General features: G+C 38.5%; 17 protein-coding genes and 1 tRNA gene. 9 read left to right on the top strand and 9 right to left on the bottom strand.

Going from position 1 to position 16,923, the window contains the following annotated elements:
• The first annotated feature begins 29 nt into the window (after positions 1 to 29).
• Together AC3QLY_RS16005 and AC3QLY_RS16000 are read left to right on the top strand one after the other, a co-directional pair.
• Positions 30 to 1,394, top strand: coding sequence for an RsmB/NOP family class I SAM-dependent RNA methyltransferase (locus tag AC3QLY_RS16005; RefSeq protein WP_143439092.1), 1,365 nt, complete (start codon positions 30 to 32; stop codon positions 1,392 to 1,394).
• A gap of 26 nt (positions 1,395 to 1,420) precedes the next feature.
• Positions 1,421 to 2,386 (top strand): LysM peptidoglycan-binding domain-containing protein, encoded by a 966-nt coding sequence (locus tag AC3QLY_RS16000; RefSeq protein WP_074418989.1) that lies wholly within the window; start codon positions 1,421 to 1,423, stop codon positions 2,384 to 2,386.
• 3 nt (positions 2,387 to 2,389) lie between these two features.
• On the opposite strand, the gene fmt is transcribed toward AC3QLY_RS16000, so the two are convergent.
• A complete protein-coding gene (fmt, locus tag AC3QLY_RS15995; RefSeq protein ID WP_074418990.1) occupies positions 2,390 to 3,343 on the bottom strand; it encodes a methionyl-tRNA formyltransferase in 954 nt (317 codons plus the stop codon).
• A gap of 47 nt (positions 3,344 to 3,390) precedes the next feature.
• Between fmt and AC3QLY_RS15990 the strand changes: the two genes are divergently transcribed.
• Positions 3,391 to 3,463 (top strand) — tRNA-Gly (locus AC3QLY_RS15990).
• Here AC3QLY_RS15990 and AC3QLY_RS15985 read toward each other — a convergent pair.
• A complete protein-coding gene (locus AC3QLY_RS15985) occupies positions 3,463 to 4,749 on the bottom strand; it encodes an exo-beta-N-acetylmuramidase NamZ family protein (RefSeq protein ID WP_074418991.1) in 1,287 nt (428 codons plus the stop codon). The two genes, AC3QLY_RS15990 and AC3QLY_RS15985, sit on opposite strands and share 1 nt — an antisense overlap.
• Before the next feature lie 242 nt (positions 4,750 to 4,991).
• Here AC3QLY_RS15985 and AC3QLY_RS15980 point away from each other — a divergent pair, with 242 nt between their 5' ends.
• The 3 genes from AC3QLY_RS15980 to AC3QLY_RS15970 all read left to right on the top strand — a co-directional run bounded on the left by AC3QLY_RS15980 (position 4,992) and on the right by AC3QLY_RS15970 (position 7,562).
• Positions 4,992 to 5,447 (top strand): FKBP-type peptidyl-prolyl cis-trans isomerase, encoded by a 456-nt coding sequence (locus tag AC3QLY_RS15980; protein ID WP_074418992.1) that lies wholly within the window; start codon positions 4,992 to 4,994, stop codon positions 5,445 to 5,447.
• Between the two features lie 142 nt (positions 5,448 to 5,589).
• A complete protein-coding gene (gene pepT, locus AC3QLY_RS15975; protein WP_492990101.1) occupies positions 5,590 to 6,849 on the top strand; it encodes a peptidase T in 1,260 nt (419 codons plus the stop codon).
• 2 nt (positions 6,850 to 6,851) lie between these two features.
• Complete coding sequence (locus AC3QLY_RS15970; RefSeq protein ID WP_492990099.1) at positions 6,852 to 7,562, top strand: thioredoxin domain-containing protein; 711 nt, start codon at positions 6,852 to 6,854, stop codon at positions 7,560 to 7,562.
• A 75-nt stretch (positions 7,563 to 7,637) separates the two neighbouring features.
• Here the strand turns inward: AC3QLY_RS15970 and AC3QLY_RS15965 are convergent, their stop codons facing one another.
• Genes AC3QLY_RS15965 through AC3QLY_RS15955 form a run of 3 tightly spaced genes read right to left on the bottom strand, consistent with a single transcriptional unit; the run spans position 7,638 to position 9,628 of the window.
• The gene (locus AC3QLY_RS15965) at positions 7,638 to 7,922 is read right to left on the bottom strand and encodes a c-type cytochrome (RefSeq protein WP_218836664.1); all 285 of its coding nucleotides are present in this window, start codon (positions 7,920 to 7,922) and stop codon (positions 7,638 to 7,640) included.
• An 11-nt stretch (positions 7,923 to 7,933) separates the two neighbouring features.
• The gene (locus AC3QLY_RS15960) at positions 7,934 to 9,154 is read right to left on the bottom strand and encodes a porin family protein (RefSeq protein ID WP_288072238.1); all 1,221 of its coding nucleotides are present in this window, start codon (positions 9,152 to 9,154) and stop codon (positions 7,934 to 7,936) included.
• A gap of 39 nt (positions 9,155 to 9,193) precedes the next feature.
• Entirely contained in the window at positions 9,194 to 9,628 is a 435-nt protein-coding gene (locus AC3QLY_RS15955; protein ID WP_288072236.1) for a c-type cytochrome, read from the bottom strand.
• Between the two features lie 311 nt (positions 9,629 to 9,939).
• On the opposite strand from AC3QLY_RS15955, the gene AC3QLY_RS15950 reads away from it, so the two are divergent.
• The 3 genes from AC3QLY_RS15950 (at position 9,940) to AC3QLY_RS15940 (ending at position 12,244) form a co-directional block, all read left to right on the top strand.
• Positions 9,940 to 10,869, top strand: coding sequence for an SPFH domain-containing protein (locus AC3QLY_RS15950; RefSeq protein WP_075051488.1), 930 nt, complete (start codon positions 9,940 to 9,942; stop codon positions 10,867 to 10,869).
• A 160-nt stretch (positions 10,870 to 11,029) separates the two neighbouring features.
• The gene (locus AC3QLY_RS15945) at positions 11,030 to 11,731 is read left to right on the top strand and encodes a MotA/TolQ/ExbB proton channel family protein (protein ID WP_068242464.1); all 702 of its coding nucleotides are present in this window, start codon (positions 11,030 to 11,032) and stop codon (positions 11,729 to 11,731) included.
• A 105-nt stretch (positions 11,732 to 11,836) separates the two neighbouring features.
• Positions 11,837 to 12,244, top strand: a complete 408-nt coding sequence (locus AC3QLY_RS15940; RefSeq protein WP_068242467.1) for an ExbD/TolR family protein — start codon at positions 11,837 to 11,839, stop codon at positions 12,242 to 12,244.
• Between the two features lie 14 nt (positions 12,245 to 12,258).
• Here the strand turns inward: AC3QLY_RS15940 and AC3QLY_RS15935 are convergent, their stop codons facing one another.
• From AC3QLY_RS15935 to AC3QLY_RS15920, 4 genes are all read right to left on the bottom strand, one after another.
• On the bottom strand, positions 12,259 to 12,669 hold the full coding sequence (locus tag AC3QLY_RS15935; RefSeq protein WP_228733119.1) for an acyl-CoA thioesterase: 411 nt from the start codon (positions 12,667 to 12,669) through the stop codon (positions 12,259 to 12,261).
• 10 nt (positions 12,670 to 12,679) lie between these two features.
• Positions 12,680 to 13,078, bottom strand: coding sequence for a VOC family protein (locus AC3QLY_RS15930; RefSeq protein ID WP_074418998.1), 399 nt, complete (start codon positions 13,076 to 13,078; stop codon positions 12,680 to 12,682).
• Positions 13,079 to 13,144: 66 nt separating this feature from the next.
• Entirely contained in the window at positions 13,145 to 15,520 is a 2,376-nt protein-coding gene (locus tag AC3QLY_RS15925; protein ID WP_074418999.1) for a 3-hydroxyacyl-CoA dehydrogenase/enoyl-CoA hydratase family protein, read from the bottom strand.
• A 318-nt stretch (positions 15,521 to 15,838) separates the two neighbouring features.
• Positions 15,839 to 16,873 carry a polysaccharide deacetylase family protein gene (locus tag AC3QLY_RS15920; RefSeq protein ID WP_081298620.1) on the bottom strand — a complete coding sequence of 345 codons (1,035 nt, stop codon included), beginning with the start codon at positions 16,871 to 16,873 and terminating at the stop codon, positions 15,839 to 15,841.
• Between the last annotated feature and the right edge of the window lie 50 nt (positions 16,874 to 16,923).

Here is a 16,923-nt window from a genome sequence, read left to right as displayed (position 1 = left end):
GTCGTTCATTACTCGCTTAACTTCGTTCAGTGCTACCTATTTCTTTTATTGAATCTATGCAGGGTGTAAAAGGCTTTCAAAAAGAAGCTTTTCTGGCTGCGCATGTGCATGATATTCCTGTTACTTCTATCCGTTTTAATCCTTTCAAAAAAAAATTATTAAAACAATTACCCCTTGCCCATCAATTAGATGAAAAGGTACCCTGGACTTCAGATGCATGGTATTTAAAAGAGCGCCCCTCGTTTACGTTTGATCCCTTTTTGCATGGTGGCGCCTACTATGTTCAGGAAGCCAGCAGTATGTTTATTGAACAAATTTTACAACAAGCAATACCACAACCAGAGCAGGAAATTGTATTGGATATAAGTGCTGCACCTGGCGGTAAAACAACTTTATTATCCGGTTATTTTAAAAATGGTTTAGTTGTAGCGAATGAAGTAATTAAGTCAAGGGCTGCAATTTTAACGGAGAATGTGATAAAATGGGGTGCAGATAATATCATCGTTACCAATAATGATCCTGTACATTTTCACCGCCTTCCTGCATTTTTTGATGTGGTTTTGCTTGATGCGCCTTGTAGCGGCAGCGGACTTTTTAGAAAAGATGCAGGTGCCATTGCCGGCTGGAGTCTTGAAAATGTACATACCTGTAGTTTAAGGCAGCAAAGGATTATTCGGGATACAATGAGTGTTTTAAAACACGATGGTTTGTTTATTTACAGCACCTGTTCTTATTCAACTGCCGAAGATGAAGCAATACTTGACTGGATGGTTCAGGAATATGCATTTGAACCACTTCGTATACAATTGCAACCCAATTGGGGTATTGTAGAAGTACGAACCACTCAACAGGAGGCATGGGGCTATCGTTTTTTCCCTGATCAGGTAAAAGGAGAAGGCTTTTTTGTTGCTGCTTTTCGAAAAAAATCGGCAGGAATACAACCTGTATTTCGATTGGAAAATAATTTAACACAACCTCCAGGCAAAGAATTAGCGTTACTTTCTGAACATATACAATTGCCAGAAAATTACAGGGTATTTATGCAGGAGAATGAATTTAGGGCCATTCAAAACCATTATTGGCAACCTTTACAACAACTGGCTCAACAACTCTACATAAAAAAAGCCGGGATAGAACTGGGTAGCCTGAAAGGAAAAGATTTTGTTCCTTCGCATGAATTAGCGCTAAGTTTGCTGCCTTTAACACAAATGAACAATGTTGAAGTAGATTTGGAAACTGCTTTACATTATTTACGTAAACAGGTGCCGGCTATTCAGGGGGCCAAAGGATGGTGTACCATTAGCTATTGTGGATTAAGATTGGGTTGGATAAAAGTTTTACCCAATCGAATCAATAATTATTATCCGGCTGAATGGAGAATTTTAAAAGATTAATTTTACGAAGTTGAAAATTTATTGAAATGAATGTATCTTCTATTTTAAAAGCAATTTTATGCTGTTGTGTAATTTTTCTGTTTAGCGCACTGCATGCGCAAACAAATGGTTCTGCAATTGAACATGTTATCAAGAAGGGTGAAACTTTATCGGCATTGGCGCACCAATATCATACTACTGTTGGCGATATTATGCGTTTGAATGGCATGAACAGTAAAAGTGTTCTGCGCATTGGGGAAAAAGTAAAAATACCTGTTAAAGGAACTAAGGTTGCACACGCTGAAGCACCCGTTCTCAAACAAACCAAAACAGTTGCAACAACTTCTCAAAATGAAGGTAAAACAATCATTCACATTGTTGAACCGAAAGAAACCTTGTATGCCATCAGCAGAAAATATAAAGTAACTGTGGCACAAATTCAGCAATGGAATCATTTAACTTCTAGCAATATTCATACCGGTCAGCATTTAACAATTGGTACTGAGGCAAGTGAGCCTGTTGTTGCAAAAGTTTCAGAACCTGTTACCCACAATGAAAATGTACCAACCACTACACCTGCAAAACCTGCGGCTGCAAATACATCTGCTGTTGCACCTGTTGTTCAAAATGCAAATACATCTGTTGAGAATAATACAACAAAAAATCAGGTAATTCCTGTTAACAATAGCAGTAATTCAAATACAGATGACATTCCTACCGGCGGTTTTTTCACCGATTTTTATAAACAGACCGGGCAGTCAATTTCAGGTGATGCTTCTATTTTTAAAACTGCCAGCGGTTGGATGGATAAAAAATATTATATATTAATCAATAATATTCCTGAAGGTACCGTTGTAAAAATAGAAAGCAATCAAAAAGTGGTGTATGCTAAAGTATTGGGTGCACTGCCCAATATTAAAGAAGATGATGGTTTGTTGCTGCGTATTAGTAATGCTGCAGCAGCAGTATTGGGTATGGCTGATAAACGATTTCCGGTTACAGTGCAATATTAGTGGCTATTCCATGTGCAGCAGATGATGATATCCTCTCAAAAAAGTTGCTGTATCCATTCTCTTTTTGCCTTCTAATTGCAGGTCAGATAGCAGAACCCATCCATCCAGGGCGGCCATCTTTAAAAATGTTTTCCCATCGGTATAAATACTGCCCGGTATTGCAGCAGTTTGCATAGGTTCAACAGTGCAACGATAAATTTTTAATTTTTTTCCTTTCAAAAATGTAAATGCTCCTGGGTAAGGTGAAAGTCCTCTGATTAAATTATGGATGTTATCAGCCGGCTTATGCCAATCTACTTGACAAGTTTCTGTAAAAATTTTAGGTGCGTGTTTTATGCTAAGTGTTGTATCGTTCGCTGACACTATCTGCGGTTGTTCTGTTAGCGTTCCTGCAGCCAGCTGTTGTAAGGTTGTAACCAATAATTCGGCCCCAATTATTTTCATACGGTCGTGTAATTCGCCTGCTGTTTCTTCCGGGAAAATGGGCATGGATTGTTGCAATAATATATTGCCAGTATCAATAGCATGTTGCAATTTAAAAGTGGTAACACCTGTTTCTTTTTCCCCATTTATAATAGCCCAGTTAATGGGAGCTGCTCCTCTGTATTGTGGTAACAATGATCCGTGTAAATTAATGGTACCCATTGGGGGTAGGCTCCAAACCACTTCGGGCAACATTCTAAAAGCTACCACCACCTGCAACTGTGGTTGAAGCGATTGCAATGTTGCAATAAAATCGGGATGTTTCAATTTTTCTGGTTGAAGTACAGATAAACCATGCGTCACGGCATATTGTTTTACTGCACTTTGTTGTAACTGCATGCCCCTGCCTGCAGGTTTATCGGGTGCTGTAACTACTGCTACAATATTGCAGCCGGCCTGCACCAGCGAATCGAGAGCGGCTACCGCAAAATCGGGGGTGCCCATAAAAATGATTCTGATATCAGAAACTTGCATGCTGCAAATGTAGGGGATGAATTTCTTTTGTACATTGCAAAGCATTAGCGGAAATAGCTCATCCGGTAGAGCATCAGTTTCCCAAACTGAAGGTGGCGGGTTCGAGTCCCGTTTTCCGCTCAATTAAAATCTTTATACAACAAATATTTTTTTCTGATTTTTTTGAATACCTCTAATTGGGGCTGCCAGCTTGCTCTTATTTCATCTTCTGTTAATCCGGCTTGTATTTGTTTCATTAGCTGATTGGAACCTGCCAATCGGTTAAATGCATTAAATTTTTCATTCCCCTTTTTGGGTAAAATAAAAAAATGTGCTTTGTCGGGAAATAATGCATAAGCTTTTAAAATATATTGTATGGGCAAGTGGTTGTTAATGGCTTGTAATACCTCTTTTTCGGGTTGATACAAATTCCATCCATAACAAGTTACACCGTTTAATTTTGGATTTGCTGCACCAGGCCCGGGTGTTGGTGTAAATGCAAACAGGTTTTTGGGTAAATCCGGGTGCCCGATATAACAAAATGGGTGTGGTGTTCCTCTACCTTCACTCAGAACAGTACCCTCAAACAAACAATTGCCTGCATACCAGTAAACACTGGCCATGTCTGGTAAATTGGGCGATGGGGGAATGGGCAGCCTGTATTTGCTGTTGTGATCATAATTTTTACAACGTACAATTAAAAACGAAGGCAGATACCTGGAAAAGCCATGCTGTGCATAGTATTGATAAAAATGGCTGTCTGCTTCTTTCGAAAGCCAGTGTTCTCCAATCAGCATGTTAGCATATTCCCCTATCGTCATGCCATACACCGTTGGTATAGGTTGCATGCCTACAAAACTTTTATATGCAGTATCTAAAACAGGCCCATCAACATAAAAGCCGTTTGGATTGGGTCTGTCTAAAAGTATAACCGATTTATTGTTTTCAAATGCCGCTTCCAGCATCTCCTGTACCGAAGAAATGAAGGTATAAAATCGTGTTCCAACATCCTGAATATCAATGATAATCACATCAACATTTTTTAAGTCATCCGGTGTTGGTTTTCTTTTCTTGCCATATAGCGAAATAATGGGTATGCCTGTAAGGAGGTCTATATCATCTTGAATTACTTTACCATCATCTGCTTTTCCTCTGAAACCATGTTCGGGGCCGAAAGCTTTTACAATATGTATACCCGCTTTTAATAATGTATCTGCCAAATGCGTATCATCAATCGTAGCGGTATGATTGGCAAATAGTGCCACATTTTTGTGTTGCAGCCATTTGAAATAGGTCTGGGTTTGATAAGCACCCGGCAATATAGGAACCGTTGCTTGTGCAAAATTTGAATTGAAAATAAGCAGGTAAACTGCCAATAAAAGGTAGGATTGAATTGAAATTATTTTTTGAACTGCTGTACGATTCATTGTTAAATTTAAATTATTTAGAATACATTTTTGCATATGGTCTATTCTTTCTTTTGAATATGGGAGTTGAAAGTTAACGAAAAATAATTGTCTGTTATAGCAGTTCGGCGTATTTTGCAGGCGAAGCCGGTTTTCAATTCTTTCTGATAGTTGATGTTGAATGCTTCCGTAGAAGTTTGCGATGCAACCACAGTGGAGAGGTGAAATAGGAGCTGACTTCTTAAACAATAAAAAAGCAAACAATGCAACAAGTTAAAAAGGGTGATACTGTAAAAGTACATTATCACGGAAAGTTAGAAGATGGTACTACCTTCGATTCATCTGAAGGCCGTGAACCACTTGAGTTTGAAGTAGGCAGTGGTATGGTAATTGCCGGTTTTGATGATGGCGTAACCGGAATGCAGGTAGGTGAAAAAAAAACCATACATATTCCTGCTGATGAAGCATATGGACCTGTTCAGGAAGAAATGATTATGGAATTTCCACGCGATCGTTTTCCTGCCGATATGACACCGGAAGTAGGAATGCAATTAAACATGAGCAATGGCCAGGGCCAGAATTTTCCTGTGGTGATTGTTGATGTAAAAGATACAGTAGTTATTCTTGATGCCAACCATCCTTTGGCTGGAAAAGATTTGATTTTTGATTTGGAATTGGTTGCCATTGCTGGCGGAAGCCCGTTAATTATCATGCCATAACCTATTATTGAATTAGTTGATAAGCCCGGATATATTGTTCCGGGTTTTTTATGCATGAATCGTTAAGATTATCTTGCTAAACTGTATATTTAGGCATACTGCACAAGAATTGTATTAAATTGCCTTCAAAATTTTTCGGGATATGTTAAAAGATTATTCCTATTCAGTAGTAGAAAGATTCATGCGGTATGTGCAAATTGATACACAAAGTGATCCCGCTATAACTAATTTCCCTTCCACAGAAAAACAAAAACAGTTAGCACAGTTGTTGGCAGCTGAATTGAAGCAGATGGGTATTGACGATGCAAAAATGGATGAATATGGTTACGTTTATGGTACAATTCCCTCTAACAGCCCACAAAAAAATATACCTGTTATTTGTTTTTGTGCCCATATGGATACCAGTTCCGATTGCAGTGGTACAAATGTTAAACCAATTTTGCATCAGCAATACAACGGCGCCCCAATTGTGTTACCGGATGATGATACACAGGTACTAACAGTCGATAATTATCCATACTTAAAAGAACATATCGGAAAAGATATTATTACTGCTTCCGGAAATACTTTATTAGGTGCCGATGATAAGGCCGGCGTTGCTATTATTATGGATACTGCCAATTATTTAATGCAGTATCCTGAAATAAAACATGGCGATATAAAAATTTTGTTTACGCCGGATGAAGAAGTAGGCCGTGGCACAGAGAAAGTAAATCTGCAATATTTAGGGGCTGATTACGGATATACTTTAGATGGGGGTGAAGCGGGCCATTTGGAAGTAGAAACTTTTAGTGCAGATAGTGTAACTATTACCATTTATGGGGTAAGTGCGCATCCGGGTTATGCAAAAAATAAATTGGTGAATGCATTAAAACTGGCAGGTGAACTGTTAACCGTTTTACCAAAGGAAGAATGGAGCCCCGAAACCACTGATAAAAAACAGGGTTTTGTTCATCCCGTACGTATGGAGGGTATTGCAGAAAAAGCTACTATCGAATTTATTATTCGTGATTTTGATACTGCTACTTTGTTGAAGTATGAAGAAAGATTAAAACATTTTACTGAAACAGTGGTAGGATGCCATCCCGGTGCCTATTTTGAAATGCAGGTTAAAGAGCAGTACAGAAATATGTATGAGATTTTACAGCATCATCCGCAAGTAATTGAATATGCGGAAGAAGCTTACCAACGTACTGGCCTTGTTGTAAGAAAAGAACCAATTAGGGGTGGTACCGATGGCAGCCGTTTAAGTTTTATGGGTTTGCCCTGTCCGAATTTATTTACCGGTATGCAGGGTATTCACAGTAAAAAAGAATGGGTGGGTATAAAAGATATGGAGTTGGCTGTTGAAATTTTGGTACATCTTGCACAAATTTGGGAAGAAAAAACAATTACACAATAAATATGAAAATGAAAACATGGTTAACCGTGACTTTAACAGGAATTTTATTGTCCTGTCAGGCGCAAAACACTAAAAATGAAGCATTAACACCGGATGTATTTCAGCAACAAATACAACAACCCGGTGTACAAATTCTGGATGTTAGGACAGCAGAAGAATTTGCAAGTGGGCATATTGATCATGCACTGCAGGCCGACTGGCTCATACCTGATCAGTTTCAGGAAAGAGTAAAGAGTATAGACAAAGATAAACCGGTGTATGTGTACTGTTTATCTGGTGTTAGAAGTGCTGCCGCCGCCGATTGGTTGCGTTCCCATCAATATAAAACAGTATATCATTTAGCCGGCGGTATACAGGCTTGGAAACAAGCGGATAAACCTTTAGTGGGTGAATCAAATGAGCCGCAAATAAACATGGAACAATACAAGCAAATGATACAGCAAGGTAATACCGTTACCTTAGTTGATTTTGGTGCCGACTGGTGCCCGCCCTGCAGAAAAATGCAGCCTGTGTTAGAGGCTTTGAAAAATACCTACGGTTCAAAACTCAATATTGTAAAAATTGATGCCGGCAAACAGTCTAATATCATGAAACAAATGAATTTGCCCGCTATTCCTGTATTTATTATTTATAAAAACGGACAGGAAGTTTTTAGAAAAAATGGGATAGTAGCACAAAGTGATTTTGATACTGCCATTAAATCCTTGTTATAATTGAATAGTTATGCAACATAAAAGCCGGGGATGTTTTGCAACAATCCGGCTTTTTTAATCAAGGGTATTGGGTAATTAACGGCTGCTTTTTAAAAACGCTACAATTTTTTCTCTTTCTGCCTGTGTAATTAATGCTCTTGTTTGCATGTGCATGCCTATGGTTTCCCATTGTTCTGCCGAAAATGATACAGGAGATGGGGTGTTATGGCAACGCTGACAATTTTCTGCCCATAATTGTGCTCCCGATTTGGCTGCAACTGCCTTGGTAGGCGCACAACCATTGATGGATAATATACCTGTTATTGCAAAAACAATAACGAGTGCCAGCGTGATAGTATAGAGTGGTTTACGATTTTTCATCTTTTTAATTTTTAAAGTTGAATAGAGAATTGCAGATAAAATGTATTGGTATTGGTGGTGCCGTTGTATGCACTTAATAATTTACTGGCAGTACTGTTGCCGGTATAAGTTTCGTAAGTGGCTTTTACAACAGTTCTCCAGGTTAACCAATAATCTAAACCTACTGTAACAGCGTGTTGGTCTGCACCAAAGGTAGAGTTACCCGGTAAATTATAACTGGTATATCTGCCTGCAATTTCAAAATTTTTCAAAAAATTATTGGCTTCAGTTGGTCGGATAGAGCATTGCACAAACCCGGCTGTGGTATGGTTATTGAATGAGTAACTTTGAGTGCTGTCATTCGGATTTAAATAATTCTCATTGCTGATATTTTGTATATCATACTGAGCCTTAATGTTTACTAAGACGGGGCTGAAGGTTTTGACATAGTTTAAATCAAATGCATACATATTGCCCGTTGCATTTTGGTAGGGCGAACCCAGATCTCCTACTTTACCAAACATTCCCGATACTCCAATTTCTAATGATGAATTAGAAAACGGTAACCAGCCAATTCTTGCAGTAATGGTTTTATTATTGTTATTATCTACAATATTGCCACTGGTTAATGTACCATTACCCAATAACTGACTGCCATTGCTTAATGCTACATCATAGTTCAGTTTCATGCTGCCTAAAGGTAACCCTCCTTCTATTTCCACACCATAATCAGTAGGCGTCATATCTGCAATACCCATGGGGTCGGTAGCTAATTTGTCAATCCATCCGGCAGCTTCTCTTTTGGCATAGGTACCAAAAGGCAATACCAAATATCCTGCTCTTATAATAACATTGGGTGCCGCAAAATAAGATACATCTGCCCAGTTAACGCCCAAGCCATTATTGCTAAAAGAAGGTTCAAACTCTAACAAAAACTTTTTTCCGTGACGCCACAAAAACATAGGGCTGAATTCGTAGTGATCTGCATCTGCTAAACTGTTGGTTTTAGATATGGAGCTAACTCCACCCAGTGTATTGGTACTTTTGCTGGCTATAAATCCAAAGGTTGTTAATCCGGCCACCATAAAATGATCATTGCCCGGTTTTTGATAATTGGCTTGTTGTTCCAATGCATTCAATCTGTCTAATACAGTAGAGTCAAAGCCATTGGTAGTTTGTGCAAACAAATGGGGAAATACACAGCCCATTGAAAGGGCAAATAATCCCAAAAGTTTAGAATATCTATTTTTCATATTGTATATATTTGAAAGTGATTCAATTGCTTTTTATCATTATCTTTTTTTAGCCAGAGAGCGGATGTAATTCACCAACTCCCACCGTTGTGTATCCGTTAAAACTTGTTTGTAAGAGGGCATGGGGGTATGCCCTTCAGTCATTTTCCAGTAAATAGCACCATCTGTTTCTTTTTGAACTGCGGCTGAAGTGTGGTCTGCTGGTTTGGGTTTTAAAGCAGCGGCTGCTATGCCATCTCCTTTTCCATTATTGCCATGGCAGGGTCCGCAATTGGCAATATATAATTGCCTGGCTTCCTTTAATACCGCCGTATTGCCCGCTAATGGATTTTTGAGTTGATTGGCAGATGCAGGTGCATTCCAGGTACTGGTTTGTGCCTGCGATATGGCTGGAAATAACAGTGCTGCAGATACGATGCAGAAAACTGTAATTATATTTTTCTTTGTCCGTTTTGTTGAAGCTTGCTGTTTCATGATAAACTGTTTTGTTTCCACAAAGGTTTGCTATCTGGTACCCGGCGAATATGATATTTGTTAGCTTTTTAAATTATAAGGAAATTTTAATGTAATGGGAAGATTTGATTTTTCGTTTTTTCTGCTGCTTGTTTTCTAATTGTTTTAAAATTTTACTGATTATGGTATCATTATATTTTTTTGTGCAATCGTTCGGCCTGTTACCAAAAAGCATGAACATGAATTTGAATGGAAATGTTATCTGGCAAAATATCTTTTTTTAAACACTGGTTTTTTCAATTAAAAAAAATTATCTTTCAAAAAAAATTTCTATGGAAACTTTTATTTCTTTTTGGTGGTTAATTGTACTGCTCATCATTCTTTTCACCGGAATGGTTTCAGTTACACAGGGTAATATCACTGTGTTAACAATGTTTGGGAAATACAGAAGAATCTTAAGGCCGGGATTAAATTTTAAGATTCCTGTTTTCGAACAGATATATAAAGTGATTAGTATACAAAATCGCTCTGTTGAACTGGAGTTTCAAGCAGTTACGGTTGATCAGGCCAATGTATATTTTAAGAGTATGCTGCTGTATTCTGTAATTAATGCAGATGAAGAAACCATTAAAAAAGTAGCGTTTAAATTTATCAGTGATAAAGATTTGATGCAGGCGCTTATCCGCACTGTTGAAGGCTCTATCCGCGCTTATGTAGCTACAAAAAAGCAGGCCGAAATTTTATTGCTGCGCAGAGAAATTGTAGAATATGTAAAACAACAAATTGACCATTCGTTAGAAGAATGGGGCTATCATTTACAAGACTTGCAAATCAACGATATTACTTTTGATAAAGCCGTTATGGAAAGTATGAGCAAGGTAGTGGCCAGCAATAATTTAAAAGCCGCTGCCGAAAATGAAGGTCAGGCTTTACTCATTACCAAAACCAAAGCGGCAGAAGCCGAGGGCAATGCCATTAAAATTTCTGCAGAGGCCGAGAAAGAAGCTGCTCGTTTAAGAGGGCAGGGGGTTGCATTATTTAGGGAAGAAGTAGCAAAAGGAATGAGCCAGGCCGCAGAACAAATGAAACAAGCCAATTTAGATACCAATGTTATTTTATTCAGTATGTGGACAGAAGCCATTAAAAACTTTGCTGAGGTAAGCAATGGCAATGTTATTTTTTTAGATGGCAGCCCCGAGGGTATGGATAAAAATATGCAACAAATTAAAGCCATGCTGCAAATGAATACCAATAAGTCCTAAATGTTGCCATCATCGTATCTGGCACTGAACTTGCTGTAAGCTCAGGTTCCCAAATGTGTAAAAGCTTTGCTAAAACGCAAAGGCTGCACAATTTTATGCACAAGTATCCTGTTAAGTTTGTTTAGCATTTACTTTAGTGTTACCATAAAAAATTACCAGCATGTTTCATTTGCTTCAGGTTGCTGCAACACCCATTGCAGATACATTACATAAAGCCGCTACAGCCATTCCACCGGTAGAAGAAAAAATTTCTATGTGGGATATGCTGCAAAAAGGCGGGTTCATTATGTATCCGTTGTATTTTCTGTTGGTGTTAGCGCTTTTTTTCTTCTTTGAACGACTTATTGCCATTCGTAAAGCCTCTAAAATTGAACCTAATTTTATGAGTATTATACGCGACAATATTCTTACCGGCAACATTAGTGCTGCCCGTAGTCTGGCAAAAAATACGCCCAATCCGGTAGCTAAAATGATCGATAAAGGTTTGCAACGCATTGGTAAACCCATTGATGCCATTGAAAAAAGTATGGAAAATGTAGGTAAATTAGAAATGTACAATATGGAACGCAACTTATCTGTTTTATCGCTGATAGCAGGTATTGCCCCCATGTTTGGATTTTTAGGAACCATTGTAGGAATGGTACAATTGTTTTATGGCATTGCCTCAACCGGAGAATATACGCTGAATACCATTGCCGGGGGTATTTATACTAAAATGGTAACCAGTGCTACAGGATTAATTATTGGTTTAATGGCTTATGTAGCATACAATTATTTAAGTACACAAATAGATAAAACCGCCAATAAAATGGAAGTGGCTAGTGCAGAGTTTATTGATATATTGCAGGAACCAACCAAATAAAAGTTGAGAAAGATTTTGTTACCGGCTGCAGAACTTTGGGCGTCGCACACTGCAACTGCAGTATAAGAATCAGCTTTTCAATCATAAATAACCGTTTTTATACTCATGAACATACGTCAGGGAATCAGAAAACGACATGCAGAAGTGCACACCGGTGCTTTAAACGATATATTGTTTATTCTGTTACTGTTTTTTTTAATTGTTTCTACTTTGGCCAATCCCAATGTAATAAAAGTAGCCAACCCCAAAGCAAAAAGCGATACCAAAGCCAAACAAACTGTTGTAATTACAGTGGATAAAGATCAGAATATCTACATTGGACAAAAATTAGTGCCATTTGATCAGTTAGAATCGCAATTACAGGCCTTTTTAGCCAAAGAAACTGATAAACCTTCGGTAGTAATTAATGGCGATAGTACTTCACATTTAGGTACTGCCATAAAGGTAATGCAGGTAATCAAAAAGTTAGGTGCTACACCGGTTGTGGCAGTTGATAATAATGGTGTTCAATAGATTATCAAAGCGCATCAACTTTTAGGAACTACCCTGTCTTTTACATAAGTTATTTGCGTTTTGCCATGTGCCTTCGGCTTACCATCTTCTCCTAAGTTCACAAATACTAATTTATCAATCGTCAATATTTGTTCACGGGTTAATTTATTGCGTACCTCGCAGCGCATGGTGATAGAGGTTTTGCCAAATTCGGTTGCAATAATGCCAATCTCAATAATATCGCCTTGTTTAGGTGCATTTACAAAATTAATTTCTGAAATATACTTTGTAACTACTTTTGTGTTTTCTAGTTGTATAATGGCATATATCACGGCTTCTTCATCAATCCATTGTAACAGTCTGCCGCCAAACAAAGTATGATTCGGATTTAAATCTTCCGGTTTTACCCATTTTCGGGTATGGAAATTCATTTCTTCTGATGCCATATTGCATGTATTAATTTTTTAAAGCAGGTTCTATCAAATCCCATTTATTGCCATACAGGTCTTCAAATACCAATACGGTACCGTAAGGTTGAGCTTCCGGTTCCCGAATAATGCGGATTTTGTGCTGTTGCAAATTTTCATAATCACGCTGCAAATTATCTGTATGCAGAAACAGAAATACTCTTCCTCCGGTTTGGTTTCCAATCATATTTTCCTGTTGTTCGTTTGCGGCTTTGGCCAGCAATAACCTGCATCCTTTACTGCCGGGTGGCGCTATCACCACCCATCTTTTAGATTCTGTTAAAACTGTATCTTCTATTAAAGTAAACTGTAATTTTTGGGTATAAAAGGCAATGGCTTCATCATAATCACGCACCAGCAAAGCCATTTGTACTATTTCCTGTTTCATTCCTTTCTCATTTAATCCTGCTCATTTATTCTAAATCTTCCAATCATATTAAAAATTGCATCAAGCCTAATTACGAAAGGGTTTTCCTGTTTTTAATACACTTTGTATACGCTCTAATGTTTTCTTTTCACCACATAAACTTAAAAATGCTTCGCGTTCTAAGTCTAATAAATATTGTTCAGATACCTGGGTGGGGGCACTTAAATCGCCACCACACATTACATGTGCCAATTTGGTGGCTACCAGGGCATCATGATCGGTTGCATAACCGCCACGCTTCATGGCATTGATACCTACCAACAGGGCACCCAAAGCTGAACGACCTAAAACGGTAATGTCTTTTCGTTGGGTAGGCATGGTATAGCCGGCATCATATAAATCAATCACTGCTTTTTTAGCGGCTGCAATTCTTCTGTCGGGGTTTAATAGTATGGCATCTCTGTCTTTTCTGAGTATGCCCATTTTATAGGCTTCAAAAGCACTGGTAGCTACTTTAGCAGTTGCAATAGTTAAAAAACGTTCTTTTAATGGATTTAATTCCGGTTCATCTTTGTGTAGTTCATCTGAGGCACGCAATACAAATTCTTTGGTGCCGCCACCTCCGGGTATCAATCCAACACCTAATTCAACCAACCCAATATATGTTTCAGCTGCAGCGCATACTTTATCGGCATGCAGGTTTAACTCGCAACCACCACCCAAAGCCAATCCATGCGGTGCTGCCACTACGGGAATGGCAGAATGCCGTACCCGCATCATGGTATTTTGAAACAATCGGATAGCCATATCTAATTCATCATATTCCTGCTCAATAGCCAACATAAAAATCATGCCTACATTAGCCCCGGCACTAAAATTAGGACCTGGGTTTGCTATCACCAATCCCTTGTATTTTTCTTCTGCAACGGTAATGCCTTTCTGTATGCCTTCTAATACTTCGCTGCCAATGCTATTCATTTTGGTACTCCATTCTAATGCTGCGACATCATGGCCAATATCATATAATTTACATCCGCTGTTTTTCCATATAAGTCCGTCGGTAAAATTGCCCAATACAATAAAGCTGTCTTCGCCAGGCATAAAACGATATGCCTTACCGGGTATATCATAATATTTCTTTTTGCCTTTTTCCAACGCATAAAATGAAGTTTTGCCTGCTGCTAACATTTCATCTACCCAGTTTGCAACAGTATAACCCGCTGTTTTCATTTCATGAACCGTTTTGGCTACGCCCAATAAATCCCAGGTTTCAAATGCGCCTATTTCCCATCCAAAACCGGCTTTCATGGCATCGTCAATGCGGTACAGCTCATCTGATATTTCCGGTATGCGGAAGGATATATAGGAAAACAAAGCATAGTGGAAACTTCTGTAAAAATCACCTGCTTTGTCCTTCGATTGTTGCAATAGCTTTATTCTTTCTTTTACATCTTCAATGGGTTTGGCTGCATCTATAGAGACAAATTTTGGTTTTTGACGGGCTTCGTACGCTAATGTTTGCAGGTTAATAACCTGTATATCTTTTCCTCCGGCGCTTTTTATTTTTTTGAAAAAGCCTTGTCCGGTTTTATCACCTAATCTGTTTTCCTGCACCATACTTTCGAGCCAGGCAGGTATTTGAAATATATGTTTGGCTTCATCATTGGCGCAATTCTCGGCTACCCCTTTCGCAACTTTCACTAATGTATCAATACCCACTACATCGGCTGTTCTAAAGGTAGCTGATTTAGGCCTGCCAATAATAGGGCCGGTTAATGCATCTATTGTATCAATGCTTAAACCTTGCTGTTCCATGATGTGGAAAATACTCATGATGCTGAAAACCCCAATGCGATTGGCAATAAATGCGGGAGTATCTTTACACAATACGGTTGTTTTTCCTAAATACAAATCGCCATACTGTAAAAGAAAATCAATCACCTCTTGTTTGGTATGTGCAGTTGGAATAATTTCCAGTAATTTTAAGTAGCGGGGCGGATTAAAAAAATGCGTGCCGCAAAAATGTTGTTGAAAATCTTCACTTCTTCCGGCAGCCATTAAATGTATGGGAATGCCGGAAGTATTAGAAGTAATTAACGTACCCGGCTTTCTGTATTTTTCTACCTCTGCAAATATTTGTTGTTTTATATCTAAACGCTCTACTACAACTTCTATAATCCAGTCGGCGGTAGCTATATCTTTCATATTATCGGTAAAGTTGCCGGTTGTAATTCTCTTAGCCACATCAGGGGTATATACCGGCGAGGGATTACTTTTTAATGCCGTTTGTAAAGCATCATTTACCAATTTGTTTCTTAATGCAGTTTTGGTACTTTCTACTGCATCTTTGCCAATCATGTCTAATAACAATACTTCTACACCTGTTCCTGCAAAATGACAGGCAATGCGTGAACCCATGATGCCGCTTCCTAAAACAGCTACCTTTTTAATAATACGTTTCATGTGTTTGTAATTTTCTTTTTTATTTCCTGTTCAAGCAACAGTAATACCGAAAGTTGGTGATTACTATGCTAATGTATTTTTTTATACGATAGTTTTAATTGTTTGAAACCATCCTGTGATAGTATATTTTTAAATACATGTTTACCACCAATAAAGCGTTGTTGTAACTTCATTTATGTAAACATGCGTTTTACACATTATGACCATGTAACTTGATTAAAAACAAAACTTTCCTCCAAAGCTAAATAAAAAATAGTTAGCTATGCAACTAATTTTATAGGAAAATACAGGCTTTTACAAAAGTAAGGATAGGGAGTGTTAGGGTAGTTTACTTCTTCGTTGCATTAATTCCCGCCAGGTAGTTAAAATAATCCCTTTTTCTTGAATATAAGCTTTTAATCGTGGATCGAGCATGGCTAATAAATCGCCGCGGCGTGTGGGGCCGCTGTCAGATATATATTTGAATTGTGGGGTAGTAGCTGTGCAATGCATAATTACCATGGTAATGCCGGGTTGCAGGCTATCTAATGCAGCTATATAACGATTGGTTCTGTAGGCTTGCAAAAGGCTATCGTTTTGTAATGTATTTGTTGGGTTTACCCAATCATAGCTTTCATTGTACAAATCATCTAAAACGGGTAAGCCGGCTTTCCATAATAAATTACCCATGAAATGCATTTGTGCCATCAATTGTTGCGATGCATGCATTTGCAGGGCAATCAGGGTAGCGTGTCCGCTGGGCAACATCACCGGAATATGGTTCTTTATACCCAATTGAATATATTGTTCTGCAAAAGCAGGTGTAGCCAATAAGGTGCCCATGTGTGTATCTACATGGGTGGGTGTAAAGCCCATTGTTAAAGCTCTTTGCAGTTGTGCATTGATTTCAGTAGCTACTTCCGCGGCACTGGCATGCTGTACTACATCGGCCACATTGGGCCATAAACAGCCCTGCTGATCTACCAGTCCCTGTGTAGCAGGTTTGCCGCTGAGCGGTCCCCAACGATAATTTTTCCATTCAGCGGTTAAGGTTAAATGCAACCCGGCATCTATCTGTGGATGTTCTTTTAAAAATTGTACAAATCCGGGCACCCATGAGCAGGGCATCATTACACTGGTTGAAGTGGCCACCCCTTTGGTTAATGCTAATATGGCACCTTCATTCGATTCATAGCTCATGCCGGCATCATCTACATGTAATATCACTACTTTTGCTCCTTTTGGAAAGCCTAATTTTTCTGCATAAGTACTGTCTGTTGCCTTTGCTGTAACAATTAAACTGATGCATACGGCCAATAGCAACATTTTTTTTCGGGTATGCTTGTACACATGTGTGAATAGAATGGCTTGCATGGTTGTTTTTATTTTTTTAATGATGCAATTAAGTTAAGTAAGTTTCAGAT

The sequence above is a fragment of the Hydrotalea sp. GW822-HT8A01 genome, from assembly GCF_058798575.1.
This window is presented reverse-complemented; position numbering and strand designations above follow the sequence as displayed.